Raw genomic sequence first — 18,234 nt, 5'->3', positions numbered from 1 at the left:
TTCGATTTGAGAAAACATGCAGTAGCCAATCGGCAAACTGCGGCTATGATGCGCTATCCGAAGCCAAATCCGGTGATTTATGTCTTCCAAGAGAAGTGTTGCCCAGCAGACAGCAAAGGTCAGCGAAAGTTCGAAGATACCTCTTGACCTGAATTCAGCCCGCGGCGTGAAGACCTGGCGGGACGCGGTCGAGTGGCTCAAGATCCGTCGCATCGAAGACATCGAATGCATCACCCCCGACCTTGCCGGCGTGCCACGCGGCAAGATGATGCCGACCTCGAAGTTTACCTCCAATACCTCGCTTGCACTGCCTTCGGCGATCTACCGCCACACGATTTCCGGCGAATATCCCGATGAGACCGGCCAATTCCGCTACGATTCGCGCGATAGCGACATCAAGCTGGTGCCGGATCTTTCGACGCTTTCCATCGTTCCCTGGGAAACAGATCCGACGGCGCAGGTGATCTGCGACATCGTCGGCTCGCAGGGCGAACAGATCAGCTATACGCCGCGCAATGTCCTGAAGCGCGTCGTCGAGCTTTACCGCAAGAGGGGCTGGAGAGCGGTCGTCGCCCCCGAGATCGAATTCTACCTCGTCGCTCAGAACGACGATCCGGACTATCCGCTGCGCCCTCCGAAGGGCCGCTCCGGCCGTTCCATTCTCGGCGGCCAGGGCTATTCGATCGCCGGGATCAACGAGTTCGACGAACTGATCGACGACATCTACCATTTTTCGGAAAAGCAAGGCCTCGAGATCGATACGCTCATCCATGAAGAGGGACCGGCTCAGCTCGAGATCAATCTCAGGCATGGTGACCCGATCGAACTTGCCGACCAGGTCTTCCTGTTCAAGCGCACGATCCGCGAAGCGGCGCTGAAGCACGGCATCTATGCCACCTTCATGGCCAAGCCGATGCAGGGTCAGCCGGGCTCGGCCATGCACATCCACCAGTCGGTGGTCGAAATCGCCACCGGGCGCAACATCTTCTCCAACCCGGACGGCTCGCCCTCCAAGGAATTCTTCGCCTTTGTCGGCGGCATGCAGCATTATGTGCCGAGGACATTGTCGATGATGGCTCCCTATGTGAACTCCTACAGGCGTCTGACCCCGGACATGGCGGCGCCGGTGAACACTGCCTGGGGCTACGACAACCGGACGACGGCCTTCCGCATTCCGGTTTCGGATCCGGCCGCCCGTCGCATCGAGAACCGCCTGCCGAGTTCCGATGCCAATCCCTATCTGGCGCTCGCTGCCTCGCTCGGCTGCGGCTATCTCGGCATCGTCGAGAACCTTGAGCCGACGCCACCCACGGAGGACACCGCCAACGAGGGAGAGATCGACCTGCCGCGCGGGCTGCTCGAGGCGGTGTCGCTGCTCGAATCCGCACCCTCGCTCGCCGACGTCTTCAGTGCCGAATTCATCGCCATCTATGCCGGCGTGAAGCGCGGCGAATTCGAGACCTTCATGCAGGTCATCAGCCCTTGGGAACGTGAATTCCTGCTCCTGAACGTCTGACCCGGAAGGCCTCCCCATGAGTTGGCAAAGCCCGATCTCGCCCGGAATCTCCTGGTATGAGGCAAGCGTGCCCGAACGGCCTTTCTATCCGCCGATGGCCGGCTCGCGCAAAGCCGACGTCGCGGTCATCGGCGGCGGCTATACCGGCCTGCAAGCGGCCTACAACCTTGCGAAAGAGGGTGTCGACGTCACCTTGATCGACGCCTGTCGCTTCGGCGATGGCGCTTCGGGTCGCAATGGCGGCCAGTTCGGCACTGGCCAGCGCGCCTGGGCGGAGGATCTCGAGGAGGTCGTCGGCCGCGAACGGGCACAGCTGCTCTTCGACATGGCGGAAAACGCCAAACGATACCTGCTGGATTTCGCACGGGAACACGCGATCGACATGGAGTTCGTACCCGGCCAGCTCTCGGTCAGCCACAAGGAGAGTCTCGAAAAGGAGTACCGCCGCCATGTCGAGGTAATGGCCGAACGCTTCGGCTATCCGCATCTCTCTTTCATGGATCGCGAGGAAACCGCGGGCCGCCTCGGCTCGTCACATTACCGCTTCGGCATTCGCGACGCCGGTACCGGCCACATCCATCCGATGAAGCTCCTGGTCGGACTGGCGAAACAGGCAGCCCTTGCCGGCGCCAATATCTTCGAGCAGACGAAAGCTCTGAAGATCGATGGGAAAGGCGGCGCGGTCCGGATCGAGACGGAGCGGGGCACCATCACGGCGGACCGGGCGCTGATCGCCTGTAACGCCCATATCGGCAATCTCGAGCCGGTGACGGCGAGTCATATCATGCCGATCCGCTCCTTCATCGGCGCAACGACCGTCCTTACGGGGCGCCCCGGCATTCTTCCGGGCGGCGAATCCGTCGACGATTCGCGCTTCGTCGTGCGTTATTTCCGCAAGTCGAAGGACGGACGGCTGCTGTTCGGCGGCCGGGAAGCCTACACGGCCGACAATCCGCGCGACATTTCGAGCCATATCCGACGCCAGATTCGGGAGATCTACCCGGCGCTCGCCGATATCGAGATCACCCATGCCTGGGGCGGCACTGTCGGCATCACCATGCCGCGACAGCCCTTCTGCCGCGAGGTCATGCCGGGTGTCGTGACGATCGGCGGCTATTCTGGTCACGGCGTTATGCTCTCCAACTTTTGCGGCAAGCTTTATGCGGACTTGACGCTCGGAAAAGACACCCCGCTCGATCTCCTCAAGGATTTGAAAATACCGGCTTTTCCGGGCGGAACCCGATTCCGGTCAGCCCTCCTGTTCCTGGCCCTCAGCTGGTACGCCCTGCGTGACCGGCTTTGAAGAATTGATCGGTAGACCGTAATCCGGGCACAGGAGAAGAGCGGCAGAAAATGCAGTGCAGCGAAGTTTTATTGCGTTGCACCCTAGCGCTTTTAAATCGATTAGATTATACCTGTCCTGACCTCAACGAGATCGAGTTATCCCATGAGCAGCCAGATCATTCCCGTCGAACCGTTTGATTATGTCGTCTTCGGGGGAACCGGCGATCTTGCCGAGCGCAAGCTGCTGCCGGCACTTTACCACCGTCAGATGGAGGGCCAACTGACGGAGCCTACCCGCATCATCGGCGCCTCGCGCGCGGCCCTTTCCCATGACGAGTATCGCAGATTCGCAACCGACGCGCTGAAGGAACATCTGAAGCCGGGCGAGTTCGATGAAGTGGAAGTGGCCAAGTTCACGGGCCGCATCTTCTACGTTTCGGTCGATGCCAAGTCGGAGCAGGGCTGGGACGACCTCAAGAAGATTCTCGATGAGGGCCGGGACCGCATCCGCGCCTTCTATCTCGCCGTCGGCCCCGCAATCTTCGGCGATATTTCCGAGCGAATCCGCGATCACAAGCTGATCACCAAGAACACCCGCATCGTCGTCGAGAAGCCGATCGGACGCGACCTCGCCTCGGCGAACGAACTGAACGACACGATCGGCAAGGTTTTCCGCGAGGAACAGATCTTCCGCATCGATCACTATCTCGGCAAGGAGACGGTGCAGAATCTGATGGCGCTGCGTTTCGCCAATGCGCTCTACGAGCCCTTGTGGAACTCGGCCCATATCGATCATGTGCAGATCACCGTCTCGGAATCGGTCGGCCTCGAAAATCGCGCCGGCTACTACGACAAGGCCGGCGCGCTGCGCGACATGGTGCAGAATCACATTCTCCAGCTCGTCTGCTTCGTGGCGATGGAAGTCCCCACTTCGATGGATGCTGAGGCGGTGCGCGACGAGAAACTGAAGGTGCTGCGCGCGCTGAAGCCGATCACCGGCGCCAGTGTCGAGCAGGTGACCGTACGCGGCCAATATCGTGCCGGCGCATCGGCCGGCGGCCCGGTGAAGGGCTATCTCGAGGAGTTGGAAGGCGGCATTTCCAACACAGAGACATTCGTCGCGATCAAGGCCGAGATCAGCAATTGGCGCTGGGCAGGCGTACCCTTCTACATCCGCACCGGCAAGCGCATGGCGGGCCGCATGTCGGAGATCGTCATTACTTTCAAGCAGATTCCGCACTCGATCTTCGACCAAAGCGCTGGCCGCATCTCCGCCAACCAGTTGATGATCCGTCTGCAGCCGAACGAGGGCGTAAAGCAATCGCTGATGATCAAGGATCCCGGTCCCGGCGGCATGCGGCTCAGGAACGTGCCGCTCGACATGAGCTTTGCCGAAGCCTTCGATGTGCGTAACGCCGATGCCTATGAGCGGCTGCTGCTCGACGTCATCCGCAACAACCAGACGCTCTTCGTGCGCCGCGACGAGGTGGAGGCGGCATGGCAATGGATCGACCCGATCCTGAAGGCCTGGGAAACGACGGGGCAACAGGTGCAGGGCTACACGGCGGGCACCTGGGGACCGAGCCAGTCGATTGCGCTGATCGAGCGCGACGGCCGCACCTGGAATGATACGATCTAGGACCGGTCGATGAGCGCTATCCTGCACAGATACGACAACGGTGAAATGCTGGCAGAGGCGCTGGCGGATGCCGTCGGCGCCAAGCTCGGGGCGGCCGTCAATAGCCGCGGCGGCGCCAGCATCGCCGTATCGGGCGGCTCTACGCCCAAGGCATTCTTCCAGGCTCTGTCGAAACGTAAACTCGATTGGGCAAAAGTGAGTGTCACCCTTGTCGACGAGCGCTTCGTTCCGCCGGAAAGTGACCGCTCCAATCATGGGCTGGTCGCCGCCAACCTGCTCAAGAACTGGGCCGTCGAAGCGCGCTTCGTGCCGCTCTACCACAATTCGTCAAGCGCCGAGGAGGCGGCCGCCAAGGCAAGCGCGGCCACTGCGGATATCAATGCTCCCTTCGATGTCGTCGTGCTCGGGATGGGAACGGACGGGCATACCGCATCGTTCTTTCCCGGAGGAACGCGCCTTGAGGAGGCGCTCGATCCCGCGACACCGCGCGGCGTGATTACCATGGAGGCCGATGGCGCCGGCGAGACCCGCCTGACCCTTACGTTCTCCAGCCTACAGGACGCCGGATATTTGGTGCTGCATATCGAAGGTGACGCCAAGAAAGAGGTTCTTGCCCGGGCCGAAATGCCGGGCGAGGAGGCGGAGATGCCGATCCGCGCCGTGCTCCGGCGTGCGGCCTCGCCGCTGCAGGTTTACTGGGCGCCCTGACGCGCTCGGTGCGGGCGTCGCAGCCCCGATTCGCGACGTCCAGTTTGCAAGGCTCCTGATTCCTGCTGAATCAGGGGGCCGGCATTTCAGGGTTTACGGCGACATTTGCGCGTCCCAGGAGCATCTGCCGCTGTAAAGTCGATGACAGGATGAAGAGGAGTCCCGAGACTCCGGAACAGGATGTGATATGTCCGCCCATTCCAGCATTGCCGCCATTACCGCCCGCGTCATCGAACGCTCCAAAGCCACTCGCGAACCCTATCTTGATCGCGTTCGCAGCGCCGCCGCGAACGGACCGCACCGCAGCGTGCTCGGCTGCGGCAACCTCGCGCATGGCTTCGCCGTCTGTTCCCCCGCTGAGAAGGAGGCGCTCGCCGGCGACCGCGTTCCGAACCTCGGCATCATCACTTCCTACAACGACATGCTCTCGGCGCATCAGCCCTTCGAGACCTACCCGGCCCTGGTCCGTGAAGCCGCGCGCGAGGCCGGCGGCGTAGCGCAAGTTGCCGGCGGCGTGCCGGCCATGTGCGACGGTGTCACGCAGGGCCAGCCCGGCATGGAGCTGTCGCTTTTCTCCCGTGACGTCATCGCCATGGCCGCGGGCGTCGGCCTGTCGCACAACATGTTCGACGCGGCCGTCTATCTCGGCGTCTGCGACAAGATCGTGCCGGGCCTGGTAATCGCGGCACTGACTTTCGGTCACCTGCCGGCTGTCTTCATTCCGGCCGGACCGATGACTTCGGGCCTGCCGAACGACGAGAAGGCTCGCATCCGACAGCTCTTTGCCGAGGGCAAGGTCGGCCGCGACGAATTGCTCGAAGCCGAGTCGAAGTCCTATCACGGCCCCGGCACCTGTACCTTCTACGGCACCGCCAATTCCAACCAGATGCTGATGGAAATTATGGGCTTCCATCTGCCGGGCGCTTCCTTCATCAATCCCGGCACGCCCCTGCGCGATGCGCTGACCAAGGAGGCGGCGAAGCGCGCATTGGCGATCACCGCGCTCGGCAACGAATTCACGCCGGCCGGCGAGATGATCGACGAACGGTCGATCGTCAACGGCGTCGTCGGCCTGCACGCGACCGGAGGCTCGACCAACCATACCCTGCATCTCGTCGCCATGGCGCGCGCCGCCGGCATCGTGCTCACCTGGCAGGACATCTCCGAGCTCTCCGATATCGTGCCGCTGCTAGCCCGCGTCTATCCGAACGGCCTTGCGGACGTAAACCACTTCCACGCCGCTGGCGGCATGGGCTTCCTGATCAGCCAGTTGCTGAAGCACGGTCTGCTGCATGACGATGTCAGGACCGTCCACGGCCAAGGGCTTCAGGCCTATGCAATCGACGTGAAGCTCGGCGAGAACGGCAGCGTCAGGCGCGAGCCGGCGCCCCGGGAAAGCGCCGACCCCAGGGTGCTCGCGAGCATCGACCAGCCGTTTCAGCATACCGGCGGACTCAAGATGCTGACCGGCAATCTCGGCAAGGCCGTCATCAAGATCTCGGCCGTTAAGCCGGAGCGCCATATCATCGAGGCCCCGGCCAGGATCTTCAACGATCAGGCGGAACTGAACGCAGCCTTCAAGGCAGGCAAGCTGGAGGGCGATTTCGTCGCCGTCGTGCGCTTCCAGGGACCGAAGGCGAACGGCATGCCGGAACTGCACAAGCTGACGACGGTGCTCGGCATCCTGCAGGACCGCGGGCAGAAGGTGGCGATCGTCACCGACGGCCGCATGTCTGGCGCCTCGGGCAAGGTGCCGGCGGCGATCCATGTCACCCCGGAAGCAAAGGATGGCGGACCCATCGCCCGCGTTCAGGAGGGCGACATCATCCGCATCGACGCCGTCAAGGGAACGATTGAAGTGCTGATCGAAGACATCGCGCTAAAAACGCGCGTGCCGGCGCATATCGATCTGTCCGAGAACGAATACGGCATGGGCCGCGAGCTTTTCGCTCCGTTCCGCCAGATTGCCGGAACGGCCGACCACGGCGCCAGCGTACTGTTCCAGTGACAAGGGTTACGAGCTCGGCGTTCACAGCGACCGCAGCGCCCTGATAAGACGCGCGGCGCTGTAAGCTTGGATGACCTCCGTGGCGCGACGCGGTCTCATCCTTCGTCGTGTGGCATGTGAGCATGTTGCTCCGGCCGCAGCCGTCAGCCGTAGATGTCGAGCGTGCGGTTGCGGTGGTTCGGATGGGTGCTGTAGACGAAGATCCGATTGAGGTCGCGGTCGCTCAACAGCCGCAGGAACCGCGCTTCGATGATGTTGTTGGCATGGACGCGCTTCAGGAGACAGCCGATCAGCGGGATGCGGGCACTCGGGATGTCCAGATAGAAGTTCTGGGGCAATTGGAACTGCGTGAGGATGCCGATCACCGCGCTGCTCTTCGACAGCTTGATGATCTCGCAACGGCGCGAAGACAGGTGCTGCATCCCCTTCTCTGTGTATTCGATCCGGGCCTCGTTGCGCGTGTCTTCCATCGGGAAGTTCGTTTCCCGATCATACATGAAGGACTCTTCCTTGTTGAGGAAGTGCTGGTGCACCACAGGGGCCTCGCTGCGCATCGAAATCACCTTTCGTGTTTCATTTTCGGCCAGGCTACCCCATGAAATTTAATAGAGCGTTTGCATTAATGGGGCTGTGGAAAGAGCTGGAAAAGCGAAAAACTTCCCCGGAATTGCCCCTCATTCGCCTGAAGGGCAATTTCCTCCGCCCTGCCGCGGCGCCGCAACTCTTTGGATCTGCGCATCGAAGCTTCCGAAATTACGTCACGATATTTCGGGGCGATGCGCTAGACCCGGTAGCTGCGCCCGTTCGCGTCGAAGAGATGCAGCTTGGCTTTGTCGGCGGTGAAGCGCACCCTGTCGCCGCGGCCGACCTTCAGGATGCCCGGCAATTTGGCGATGATCGGTTCGCTCTCGACCAGCCCTTCGATGTAGAGCAGCGTCACTTCGCCGAGCGCCTCGACGATCGAAACCGTTCCCTCGAACAGGAAATCCTCGCCCTCGGTGACCTGCAGGTCCTCCGGGCGCACGCCGAAGCTCGCCGTCTTTCCGTTCTCCGACGCATCGGTCGCGATGTCGAGCGTCACGGACTTCCCGCCCACGAGCGTCACCGTCGTCTGGGCGCCTGCCGCCTTGATTGTCGAGGGGAAGACGTTCATGGCCGGTGAGCCGATGAAGCGGGCAACGAAGAGGTTCGCCGGCCGCTCGTAGAGCTCGAGCGGAGCGCCCACCTGCTCGATATGCCCCAGAGAAAGAACCACGATGCGATCCGCGAGCGTCATCGCCTCCACCTGGTCGTGGGTGACGTAGATCATCGTCGTGTCCGCCATGCGTTCGTGGAGCTTGGCGATTTCGATGCGGGTCGCGACGCGGAGCGCCGCGTCGAGGTTGGAGAGCGGTTCGTCGAAGAGGAAGACCTTGGGGTTGCGGCAGATCGCCCGACCGATCGCGACGCGCTGCCGCTGACCGCCGGAGAGTGCCTTCGGCAGCCGGTCGAGATAGTTGGTGAGTTGGAGGATTTCCGCAGCATTGCGGACGCGCCGATCGATCTCCTCCTTCGATTCCTTGGCGATCCGCATGCCGAATGCCATGTTGTCGTAGACGGTCATATGCGGATAGAGCGCATAGGACTGGAACACCATGGCGATGCCACGTTTCGAGGGCGGCACGTCGTTGACGCGCTCGTTTTCGATGTACATGTCGCCGCCGGTGATCTCCTCGAGGCCGGCGATCATTCTGAGCAATGTCGACTTTCCGCAGCCGGAAGGGCCAACGAAAACAACAAACTCGCCCTCCTTGATGTCGAGATTGATGCCGTGAATGACATCGACCGCTCCATAGGATTTGCGGATATCTTTTAACAACAGGCCCGTCATCGCACCCTCCCCTCGGATTTCTAGGCCAGGCGCGCGAAAAACGCGCTCCAGGCCGGAAGATTGATCTTGTTGTCCTTTATATCTGAAACGAAGCCGTGACCTTCGAGCAGTTCCAACGTGCCGCCCGGCTTGTGGCCGGCCACGGCCTCTCCGCTCATGTTGAACAGGCAGAAGAGCCGCTCGTCGCCATGGGTCCTCACAATGCCGAGGAGCGGCCCGCGCGTCTCTACAATTTCGATCTCGCCCTTGGCGAAGGCCGGATGCGCTTTCCTGAACTGCAGGAAACGGCGGTAATGCTCAAGCACCGAATCCGGATCCCCCTCCTGCATGGCGACGGCATGCGACAGGTGGTTTGCCGGAATCGGCAGCCAGGGCCTCCCTTCGCTGAAGCCCCCGTCCAGGCGGCTCTCCCAGACCATCGGCGTCCGGCAGCCGTCGCGCCCCTTGAAGTCCGGCCAGAACTGGATGCCGTAGGGATCTCGCAGATCCTCATAGGCAAGATCCGCTTCGAAGAGAGCCAGTTCCTCGCCCTGATAGATGCAGACGGAGCCGCGCAGCGACATGAGCACGCTCGAAAGCAGCTTGGCATGAGCAACGTGGTCTCTGACGCTGGTACCCCAGCGGCTGACATGACGCACGACATCGTGGTTGGAGAAGGCCCAGCAGGCCCACCCTTCCGGCGCCACTTCGTGGAACTGCTCGAGCACCTCGGCGATCCGCGCGGGCGTCAGCGGATCCGGCGACAGAAACTCGAAGGCATAGCACATATGCACCTTGTCGCCTCCGGATGTGTATTCGCCGGCGATCTCGAGACCGCGCTGGCTGTCGCCCACCTCGCCGACGGCGGCAATCGCCGGGAACTCGTCCATCACCGCGCGGAAGCGCTTCAAGAACTCCAGGTTCTCCGGCCGGTTCTTGTCGTAGATATGTTCCTGATAGTTGTACGGATTGACCGCCGGCGCTGTGGAGGCATTGCGGCGCGCCGGCGCCAGTGCCGGATTATCGCGCAACTCCTTGTCATGAAAGTAGAAGTTGATCGTGTCGAGACGGAAGCCGTCGACGCCACGCTCGAGCCAGAAGCGTTCGACGGCGAGCAGCGCCTCCTGCACCTCCGGATTGTGCAGGTTCAGATCAGGCTGTGCGGTCAGGAAATTGTGCAGGTAATATTGCTGTCTCGTCGGATCCCAGGCCCAGGCGGAGCCGCCGAAGATCGACAGCCAGTTGTTGGGCGGCGTTCCGTCCGGCTTGGAATCCGCCCAGACATACCAGTCAGCCTTGGCATTGGTGCGGCTCGAGCGGCTCTCCATAAACCACGGGTGCACGTCCGACGTATGCGACAGGACGAGGTCGATCATCACCCGGATGCCGAGTCGGTGCGCCTCGGCGATCACCTCGTCGAAATCCTGGAGCGTGCCGAAGAGCGGATCGACATCCGTGTAGTTGGAGACGTCGTAACCGAAGTCCCGCATCGGCGAGGTGAAGAAGGGCGATATCCATATGGCGTCGGCGCCAAGCGCCGCCACATGCGGGAGCCGGGCGGTGATACCCCTGAGATCGCCGATGCCGTCACCATTTGTGTCCTGGAACGAGCGCGGATAGATCTGATAGATCACTGCGCCGCGCCACCAGTCCTTGTCGGGCTGCAAGGTGGAGTTCGCCGTTGCATTGATGTTCATGCGTTCTATGGGTCCTTGTCCTTGAAGTCAGCCGCCCTTGACCGAGCCCGCCAGCAACCCACGAACGAGGTAGCGTTGCAGCGCGAAAAACACGATCAGCGGAACGACGATGGTGATGAAGGCGGAAGCGGTGAGAATTTCCCAGTTGCCGCCGCGCGACCCGAGGAGGTTGACGAGACGTCCTGTCAGAACGAGCTGGTCATTGCCGGCACCCAGGAAGACGATGGCGACGAGAAGATCGTTCCAGGTCCAGAGGAACTGGAAAATCGCAAAGGAGGCAAGCGCCGGGAACGACAGTGGCAGGATGATTTTGACGAAGATGTCGAAGTCGCTGGCGCCATCGACCCGCGCCGATTCCATGATCTCTCGCGGGAGGCCGGCCATGTAGTTGCGCAGGAGATAGATCGCAAGCGGCAGGCCGAAACCGGTATGGGCGAGCCATATGCCCATATAGGTCTTGGCCGGGAGGCCGAGGAAGGCGCCGACGTCGTTATAGAGCCTCAGAAGCGGAATGAGCGACATCTGCAGCGGCACGACCAGAAGTCCGACGACGACGGCGATCAGGATCGCCCGACCGGGAAAGGTCATCCAGGCGAGCGCATAGGCCGCGAAGGCAGCGATCAGGATCGGAATGACGGTGGAGGGGACCGCAACCGTCAGCGAATTGATGAAGGACCTGCCGATTCCGGCCGCACTCAGGACTTCGCCGTAGTTTTCGAGCGTGAAGCGTGGTGGCGTGGAGGCGGTGAAGAATATGCGCTGACCGCGCGACCCTTCCATACGGGTGCTGGAGACGATTTCAAAGCTGCCGTCCGCCTGGACGGTCAGCCTCTCGCCGTCATTGAGTTCCGCCGTCTCTCCCGGCTTGAATGCGGTGGGTTCGCGGCTGGAGAAGCCGAAGGCGGAAATCTCGCCGCCCTGGCCTTGCAGCAGATTGCCGGCAATGACGAAGGTGCCGTCCCGTTCGACCTGGCTTTCGGGCGACGGTGCGCGCGCGACATCGTTGCGCGACGACGTGGAAAGCGCCGTCCACCAGCCTGAAACGGCCAATTGGTCCTTGTCGCGCAGCGACGAGATCAGAAGGCCGGCGGTCGGGAGTGTCCAGAGAAGTACCAGCAGCAGCACGGAAAGATGGACGACCCAGGTGAGCGGGGAGCGTTTTGACGCGGTCATGTCAGTGTCCTCCCGTTTCCTTGGCCGCATTGCGGATGTTCCAGATCATGATCGGAATGACGAGGATCATGATGACGACGGCGATCGAGGCGCCGCGGCCGAAATCGCCGCCGCCGCGGAACATCCAGTCGAACATCAGGTTGGCGAGCACCTGGCTCTGCCATTGCCCGTTCGTCATCGCCAGCACGATATCGAAGACTTTGAGAACGAGGATGGTGATGGTGGTCCAGACGACGGCGATCGTCCCCCAGATCTGGGGAACCATGATCTTGAAGAAGATCTGCCAGCCATTGGCACCATCGATCACCGCGGCCTCGATCGTCTCCTCCGGAATACCGCGCAGTGCCGCCGACAGGATGACCATGGCAAAGCCGGTCTGGATCCAGATGAGGATGACCATCAGGAAGAAATTGTTCCAGAACGGCAGCGTGATCCAGGCCTGCGGCTCGCCTCCGAGGGCAACGACGATGGCGTTCAGGAGGCCGATCTGCTCGGAGCCCGCGGACCGGTAGTCATAGATGAACTTCCAGATGACGGCGGCCCCCACGAAGGAGATCGCCATCGGCATGAAGATCAGCGTCTTGGCGATATTGCCCCACCAGATGCGGTCCGTAAGGGCCGCGATGATGAGGCCAAAGAAGGTCGACAGCGCCGGCACGACGAGCAGCCAGAGGAAATTGTTGAAGATCGACTGGCGGAACTCGCCGTCATTGAGCATCCAGACGTAGTTGCGCAGCCCGACGAAATTCTGTCCGGCGCGACCGTGAAAGCTCAGATAGACGGACTGAACGACCGGGTAGATCAGATAGATCGTCAGCGCGAAAAGGGCCGGCGCCAGGAACAGCCAGGGCCGGATGGCATTGGTGATGCGCAGATTGCGCGACGCGGCAGCCCCCGACAGGCCCTTTGACGGAAAAATCCAGTCGAGAACGAAGTTGGTGGACCAGAAATAGGCGGCACAGGCCAGAACGCCCGCTATCATCGTGACGATTGCAGCAATCAGCTGCATGACACATCCCTCCCCTCACATGCGAGCGGAACCGGCGCCCGGCACATCACCTTGGCGGCCCTACCGTTCAATTTGCACGTCTCCTCAGGTCGCCCTCGATTTAAGGACAAAGACATGCGGTAATTCAAGGTGCTACGGCGGCCGTTGTGCGTCGGATATGACGCGCGGCGCCGTAGTTTCCGACTGCCCGCCCCACGGACAATCCGAGTTGGCCGGATGGCGGACGACGCGCTCCGTCGTCCGCCGCTTGCTTCGACACTATTTAATGGCGTCCCAGGCCTTCTGCACGTCGGCTGCAACATCGTCCGCGGACTTGCCGCCGACGAAGTCGACCATGCCGGTCCAGAAGGCGCCTGCTCCGATCTTGCCTGGCATCAGGTCGGAACCGTCGAAACGGAAGGTGGTGGCGCTCAGCAGGATTTCGCCCTGCTTCTTGAGCGGCGGATTGCCATAGACGTCGACATTGACGCCCTTGTAGGGCGTCAGGAAGCTCGTCTGCGCCATCCACACTTCGTGCGCGATCGGGGTCTTGAGGAAGTCGATGAAAGCGCGTGCGGCCGGCGTGTCCTTGGTGATCATTGCCAGCGTGCCGGCGCCGAGCACCGGATTGCCGAGTTCCTTCTTGCTCTCATAGGGAGGCATGTAGAAGAAGTCGGCATCCTCGCCCACCACCGTGCCCTCCGGGAAAAAGGACGGAATGAACGAGGCCTGGTGGTGCAGGTAGCACTTCGGAGGCGACGCAAAGAGTCCTTTCGGGCTGTCGCGGAAATCCGTCGACGCGACGGCTGCGGCGCCGCCGTCGACGAACGCGTCGTTGCGTGCGAACCAACCGAACTCTTCGAGCGCGCCGACGACGGCCGGATCGGTAAAGGGAATTTCGTTGGTGACCCACTTGTCGTAGACTTCCGGAGGCTGCGTGCGCAGCATCAGGTCCTCGACCCAGTCGGTAGCCGGCCATCCCGTCGCGCCCCCGGATCCGAGCCCGATGCACCAGGGCTTCTCGCCATCAGCGGCGATCTTCTCGGTCAGCGCCTTGAGTTCCTCCATCGTCTTCGGCACTTCATAGCCGGCATCCTCGAAGTTCTCCGGCACGTACCAGACGAGAGACTTGACGTCGATCTTATAGGGAAAGCCGAAAAGGGCCGGCGCGCCGTCCTTGCCGTTATAGGTCGCGAGATCAACCCAGGACTGGCCGGCGGAATAGTTGTCGAGCAGCCATTGCTTGGTCTCGTCGCCAAGCGGCGTCAGGTAGCCCTTGGAGGCAAGGTCGGCAATCAGGCCCGGCTGCGGAAGGATTGCCACATCCGGCGGGCTGCCGGCTTGGGTGTCGATGACGATCTGCTGTTCGTAGTTCTCGGAGGACGAATACTTGACCTCAACGCCGGTGGCTTCGGCGAAATAGGCGTAGACGCTCTTGAACAGCGCCTCGTCCTCTCCGCGCCAGGGACCAAAGATCGTCAGCGTCTGACCCTTCAGGTCATGCGCGCTCTTGAATTCCTCAAAGCTCGCCCAGTTGAATTTCGAATCCTCCCCCGGCTGAAACTTCAGGTCGGCAGCACTGGCACCACCCGCAAGCAGCGCGAGCGCCGCCACTCCCATCAGCAATGATGTCTTCACGTTCAAGTCCTCCCGAAAAAAGCCCGACGGTTCGCCGCCGGCCGGATCGTCAACGCGCCAAATTCAAAGCGCTTTGAGTTCGCCAACACTCCATTGCAACCGGCAAAGAGTCAAGAGATTTCCTCCACGAAGCGTGTTTTGCGTTGCGACGCGAATTTTGCAATGCAAAACAAGGATTTTCTGCTTTCTTCCGCCATGGTCCGAATGGTACACATATAGAAAAAGCGCTGGTGAATACGACAAAAATGACACACGTATCCAAAGCGCTTTGGAGGATTCCGACCATGGCGGTCAATCTGAAACAGCTGGCGGAGCTACTCGGCCTGTCCCAGACGACGGTCAGCCGGGCGCTCAACGGCTATCCGGAAGTCAATGCGGAAACGCGCCGGCGGGTGCTCGACGCAGTGCGCACCACCGGCTATCGTCCGAACCGGGCGGCCCAGCGGCTCGCCACGGGAAAAGCCTATTCGATCGGCCTCGTGATGCCGATTGCATCCGGCATTGATTCCGACATTCATTTCGGGGAGTTCCTGGCGGGCCTCGCCGAGGAGGCACTGAAGCACGATTTCCATTTCGTGCTCAACCCGAGCGCCCCCGACGACGAGGAAGCAACGTTTCGGCGGCTTGCCGCGAGCGGCAATGTCGACGCGGTTTTCCTCGCCTATATGCGCCGGAACGATCCGCGCATTCCGATACTGAAATCGCTCTCCATCCCCTTCGTCGTGCACGGCCGTTCGATGGGCGGACCACGCGACTATCCCTTTCTCGATGTCGACAATACGCGCGCGTTCTACGACGCGGCCAAGCTCCTGCTCCAGCTCGGCCATCATCGGATCGCATTGATCAACGGCCCGGAGTATCTCGCCTTTTCCCTCCGTCGTAAAAAGGGGCTGATGCTGGCGCTCGAAGAATGGGGCCTCCATCATGACGAGGCGCTCGTCCACCATTCGGTCATGACGGACGAGTACGGCTACAGGAGCATGCAATCCTTCCTGCAGCGGCCGGACCCTCCGACGGCCGTCCTCTGCTCCAGTACCGTTCTGGCCCTCGGTGCCGTGAGGGCGATCAATCAGGCGGGCCTCGTCATCGGCCGCGACATTTCGGTCATTGCCCATGACGACGTGCTGCCGATGTTGAAGCCGGAGAATTTCAGCGTGCCGCTGACGACGACGCGCTCTTCGCTCAGGGCCGCCGGCGCACGCATTGCCACGCGCCTGATCGCCGGTATACTTAATCGCGGCGATTATCCGCAGCAGGAACTCTGGCGCGCCGAGCTGGTCGTACGCGCCTCGACGGGTTCGGCGCCGGGGCGATAGCCCTCACGACAACCGCCCCCTTCGATTGCACGCCTCCCGAAATCGAGTCGATATAGGACCTGCACATCAAAGTGCTGCAGCGCCGCGCGTCCGACACGGATGCGCGGCTGCAGGCTTGCTTTCGCGGCGGGTGACGCTCAGAATTTCGGCGGTTTGCGGCCGGCCTTGCGATACGCAGCGATGATCGTATTCGCCATCAGCATGGCGATCGTCATCGGTCCGACGCCACCCGGCACCGGCGTGATCACGCTTGCGACCTCGGCACACTCGTCGAAGGCCACGTCGCCGACGAGCTTCGTCTTGCCCTCGCCGCGCTCCGGTGCGGGCACGCGGTTGATGCCGACATCGATGACCATTGCGCCGGGCTTTACCCAGTTAGCCTTGACCATTTCAGGGCGACCGACCGCCGCCACCAGGATATCGGCATTGCGGCAGACGGCCGGCAGGTCCCCGGTGCGCGAGTGCGCGGTCGTGACCGTGGCATTGGCGGCGAGAAGCAGCGCCGACATCGGTTTCCCGAACAGGTTAGAGCGCCCGATGACGACTGCGTTGAGGCCGGAGAGGTCCTCTCCGTGGGTGCGGCGCACGAAGACCATGGCGCCGGCCGGCGTACAGGAGACAAGCCCTCCTTCGAGATCGCCGGTGGCGACCTTACCGGCATTGACGACATGCAGGCCGTCGACGTCCTTTTCCGGAAGGATCGACTGGATGATCGACTCCGAATGCAGGTGCTTCGGCAGCGGCAACTGTACAAGAATGCCATGAATCGACGGATCAGAGTTGAGTTCGGCGACCAGCGCTGCGAGTTCCTCCTGCGTTGTCTCCGTCGGCAAGGTATGCTGGACCGATAGGAAGCCGCATTCCTTGGCCATCTTGCTCTTTGCAGACACATAGGCGTGGCTTGCCGGATCGTCTCCGACGATGACGACCGCGAGCCCTGCCCGAACACCTGTCTCGGCCTCGAGAGCCTTGGTGGCGGATTTCACGGTTTCGATGACCGAAGCGGCAACGGCCTTGCCATCAATCACAGTCGTCACGGCATATCTCCCGGTTAGTCCCTATTGCCGGCACACTCTAGTCAGCGCACCGGGGCGCAATTGCCTGCCTGCGCCCTATGCTGTCCCAAATGGATAAATGCAAGGGCCTAGACGGGAACGACGGTCTGCTCGCGCGGCGACGCCCGCATTTCCTTGCATCCGTGAAAGAGAGCAGTGGAACCGCGTGCGAGAAGTGGAAGGATCACTGCAGCACTTCGAAGAGCAAGCAGTGGCGTGGTCGCCGAACGCTCGGCCGACGGCTCACTTGGCATTACGCGCAAACCGCTTCGGTGGTAGAATTGTTTTATTCAGCATGCGTTTAGGAAGGCTGCTTTAATATTTCCCCTGAGGTTTGCGTACGGGTTTTTCAATGGCGCCGAACGGGCAGGATATTTCTATCCATTTCCAAAGCGAGCTCGAAGACAGGGCCGATGTCGATCTCGTCGTGGTGGTCCCGACGTTCCGCAATCCCGAACACCTCGTCAAAACGCTGAAGACGATCGTTTCGCAGCGCCCCGACGTCCCTTTGGCGACGCTGGTCGTCGAAGAGGGCGGGGAACGACCGGCGGGCGCAGACGCAGCCAAAGCCTTCTTTCTCAGCCGTCCGTCCGATTCCGCGGTGATCATCTGTCGCAGGCATGGACGATGCCACGCCTTGAATGCTGCGTTGTCGACGGCCCTCGAACTTTATCCCAATCTGCATGCGATCGCCGTTATCGGCGATGACGAGGTCGCGGCGCCCGAATGGCTGGACGGCCTCATGGCTGTGCAGGAAGCCTACGGGGCGGATATCGTCGGCGGCCCACAACTGCCGGTGTTCGAACATCCGCAGGATCAGCGATGGAAGCGGCACCCCGTGTTCGCGCCCCCCTACGACGTCACCGGACCGGTGCCGATGCTTTATTCCGCCAGCAACATTCTCGTGGCGCGGGCGGTGCTTGAGGCGATGCCGCAGCCGTTTCTCGATCCCGCCGTGGACGTCGTCGGCGGCTGCGCGTTGGATCTGTTCCAGCGGTGTAAGGCTTCAGGGTTCTCTTTTGCCTGGGCCGCGGATGCCTGGGTGACGCAAACGGTGCCCGGGAATCGCGCGATCGCCGCATGGGTTCGCGGCAGGAGCCTTCGCCGCGGCAGGGTTTCGGCCTATCTCGCGCATCGCCGCGATCCGACTCTGACCGGCCGGTTGAAGAGGCTCGGCGCATCCCTGGCGCTCATGACCACGTCGCTGCCGCGCGGCGTGAAGCTTTGGGCGGAAACCGGGCTTGCCTTCGCCGCCCTCCACTATTTCCACGTGGCGCGAGGGCGCGTCACGGCCGAGTTCGGCCTGGTCAGGCAAGAAGACCACAAGCCCGAACCGTCGGGCTGATATATGAGACGGCGGCCG

Annotated in this window: 14 protein-coding genes; 7 read left to right on the top strand and 7 right to left on the bottom strand. The window is 61.9% G+C overall.

The features are described from left to right. Window positions 1–79 precede the first annotated feature (79 nt). The 5 genes from AC4P1R_RS01405 to edd all read left to right on the top strand — a co-directional run bounded on the left by AC4P1R_RS01405 (window position 80) and on the right by edd (window position 7,155). The gene (locus AC4P1R_RS01405; protein WP_069459456.1) at window positions 80–1,516 is read left to right on the top strand and encodes a glutamine synthetase family protein; all 1,437 of its coding nucleotides are present in this window, start codon (window positions 80–82) and stop codon (window positions 1,514–1,516) included. A gap of 16 nt (window positions 1,517–1,532) precedes the next feature. Further along, window positions 1,533–2,819, top strand: coding sequence for an NAD(P)/FAD-dependent oxidoreductase (locus tag AC4P1R_RS01400; protein ID WP_069459457.1), 1,287 nt, complete (start codon window positions 1,533–1,535; stop codon window positions 2,817–2,819). Window positions 2,820–2,963: 144 nt separating this feature from the next. Next, window positions 2,964–4,439 (top strand): glucose-6-phosphate dehydrogenase, encoded by a 1,476-nt coding sequence (gene zwf / locus AC4P1R_RS01395; RefSeq protein WP_069459458.1) that lies wholly within the window; start codon window positions 2,964–2,966, stop codon window positions 4,437–4,439. 9 nt (window positions 4,440–4,448) lie between these two features. Then, entirely contained in the window at window positions 4,449–5,147 is a 699-nt protein-coding gene (gene pgl, locus AC4P1R_RS01390) for a 6-phosphogluconolactonase (RefSeq protein ID WP_492177322.1), read from the top strand. A gap of 187 nt (window positions 5,148–5,334) precedes the next feature. After that, window positions 5,335–7,155: a phosphogluconate dehydratase gene (gene edd, locus AC4P1R_RS01385; RefSeq protein WP_069459460.1), complete on the top strand. Its 1,821-nt coding sequence runs from the start codon at window positions 5,335–5,337 to the stop codon at window positions 7,153–7,155. Between the two features lie 143 nt (window positions 7,156–7,298). Here the strand turns inward: edd and AC4P1R_RS01380 are convergent, their stop codons facing one another. From AC4P1R_RS01380 to AC4P1R_RS01355, 6 genes are all read right to left on the bottom strand, one after another. After that, window positions 7,299–7,709: a hypothetical protein gene (locus AC4P1R_RS01380; RefSeq protein ID WP_069459983.1), complete on the bottom strand. Its 411-nt coding sequence runs from the start codon at window positions 7,707–7,709 to the stop codon at window positions 7,299–7,301. Window positions 7,710–7,936: 227 nt separating this feature from the next. Next, window positions 7,937–9,025, bottom strand: coding sequence for an ABC transporter ATP-binding protein (locus tag AC4P1R_RS01375; RefSeq protein WP_069459461.1), 1,089 nt, complete (start codon window positions 9,023–9,025; stop codon window positions 7,937–7,939). Between the two features lie 20 nt (window positions 9,026–9,045). Further along, window positions 9,046–10,701 (bottom strand): beta-galactosidase BglA, encoded by a 1,656-nt coding sequence (gene bglA / locus AC4P1R_RS01370; protein WP_069459462.1) that lies wholly within the window; start codon window positions 10,699–10,701, stop codon window positions 9,046–9,048. Window positions 10,702–10,728: 27 nt separating this feature from the next. Beyond that, window positions 10,729–11,874: a carbohydrate ABC transporter permease gene (locus tag AC4P1R_RS01365; RefSeq protein WP_492177321.1), complete on the bottom strand. Its 1,146-nt coding sequence runs from the start codon at window positions 11,872–11,874 to the stop codon at window positions 10,729–10,731. A gap of 1 nt (window position 11,875) precedes the next feature. Beyond that, entirely contained in the window at window positions 11,876–12,883 is a 1,008-nt protein-coding gene (locus tag AC4P1R_RS01360; RefSeq protein WP_069459464.1) for a carbohydrate ABC transporter permease, read from the bottom strand. Window positions 12,884–13,141: 258 nt separating this feature from the next. Continuing rightward, complete coding sequence (locus AC4P1R_RS01355) at window positions 13,142–14,500, bottom strand: ABC transporter substrate-binding protein (RefSeq protein ID WP_069459984.1); 1,359 nt, start codon at window positions 14,498–14,500, stop codon at window positions 13,142–13,144. Between the two features lie 284 nt (window positions 14,501–14,784). Between AC4P1R_RS01355 and AC4P1R_RS01350 the strand changes: the two genes are divergently transcribed. Next, a complete protein-coding gene (locus AC4P1R_RS01350; RefSeq protein ID WP_069459985.1) occupies window positions 14,785–15,816 on the top strand; it encodes a substrate-binding domain-containing protein in 1,032 nt (343 codons plus the stop codon). A gap of 137 nt (window positions 15,817–15,953) precedes the next feature. On the opposite strand, the gene folD is transcribed toward AC4P1R_RS01350, so the two are convergent. After that, window positions 15,954–16,853 (bottom strand): bifunctional methylenetetrahydrofolate dehydrogenase/methenyltetrahydrofolate cyclohydrolase FolD, encoded by a 900-nt coding sequence (folD, locus tag AC4P1R_RS01345; protein ID WP_069459465.1) that lies wholly within the window; start codon window positions 16,851–16,853, stop codon window positions 15,954–15,956. Between the two features lie 370 nt (window positions 16,854–17,223). Here folD and AC4P1R_RS01340 point away from each other — a divergent pair, with 370 nt between their 5' ends. Continuing rightward, a complete protein-coding gene (locus AC4P1R_RS01340) occupies window positions 17,224–18,216 on the top strand; it encodes a glycosyltransferase family 2 protein (protein ID WP_069459466.1) in 993 nt (330 codons plus the stop codon). Window positions 18,217–18,234 lie beyond the last annotated feature (18 nt).

The organism is Sinorhizobium sp. Y406, from assembly GCF_058732025.1.
The sequence above is the reverse complement of the archived record's forward strand: the minus strand, read 5'-3'. Positions and strand labels throughout refer to the sequence as shown.

Coding starts and splice junctions, on each gene's coding strand:
- AC4P1R_RS01405 (WP_069459456.1), top strand. CDS start 80: ATGTCTTCCAAGAGAAGTGTTGCCCAGCAGACAGCAAAGGTCAGCGAA.
- AC4P1R_RS01400 (WP_069459457.1), top strand. CDS start 1,533: ATGAGTTGGCAAAGCCCGATCTCGCCCGGAATCTCCTGGTATGAGGCA.
- zwf (WP_069459458.1), top strand. CDS start 2,964: ATGAGCAGCCAGATCATTCCCGTCGAACCGTTTGATTATGTCGTCTTC.
- pgl (WP_492177322.1), top strand. CDS start 4,449: ATGAGCGCTATCCTGCACAGATACGACAACGGTGAAATGCTGGCAGAG.
- edd (WP_069459460.1), top strand. CDS start 5,335: ATGTCCGCCCATTCCAGCATTGCCGCCATTACCGCCCGCGTCATCGAA.
- AC4P1R_RS01380 (WP_069459983.1), bottom strand. CDS start 7,709: ATGCGCAGCGAGGCCCCTGTGGTGCACCAGCACTTCCTCAACAAGGAA.
- AC4P1R_RS01375 (WP_069459461.1), bottom strand. CDS start 9,025: ATGACGGGCCTGTTGTTAAAAGATATCCGCAAATCCTATGGAGCGGTC.
- bglA (WP_069459462.1), bottom strand. CDS start 10,701: ATGAACATCAATGCAACGGCGAACTCCACCTTGCAGCCCGACAAGGAC.
- AC4P1R_RS01365 (WP_492177321.1), bottom strand. CDS start 11,874: ATGACCGCGTCAAAACGCTCCCCGCTCACCTGGGTCGTCCATCTTTCC.
- AC4P1R_RS01360 (WP_069459464.1), bottom strand. CDS start 12,883: ATGCAGCTGATTGCTGCAATCGTCACGATGATAGCGGGCGTTCTGGCC.
- AC4P1R_RS01350 (WP_069459985.1), top strand. CDS start 14,785: ATGGCGGTCAATCTGAAACAGCTGGCGGAGCTACTCGGCCTGTCCCAG.
- AC4P1R_RS01340 (WP_069459466.1), top strand. CDS start 17,224: ATGGCGCCGAACGGGCAGGATATTTCTATCCATTTCCAAAGCGAGCTC.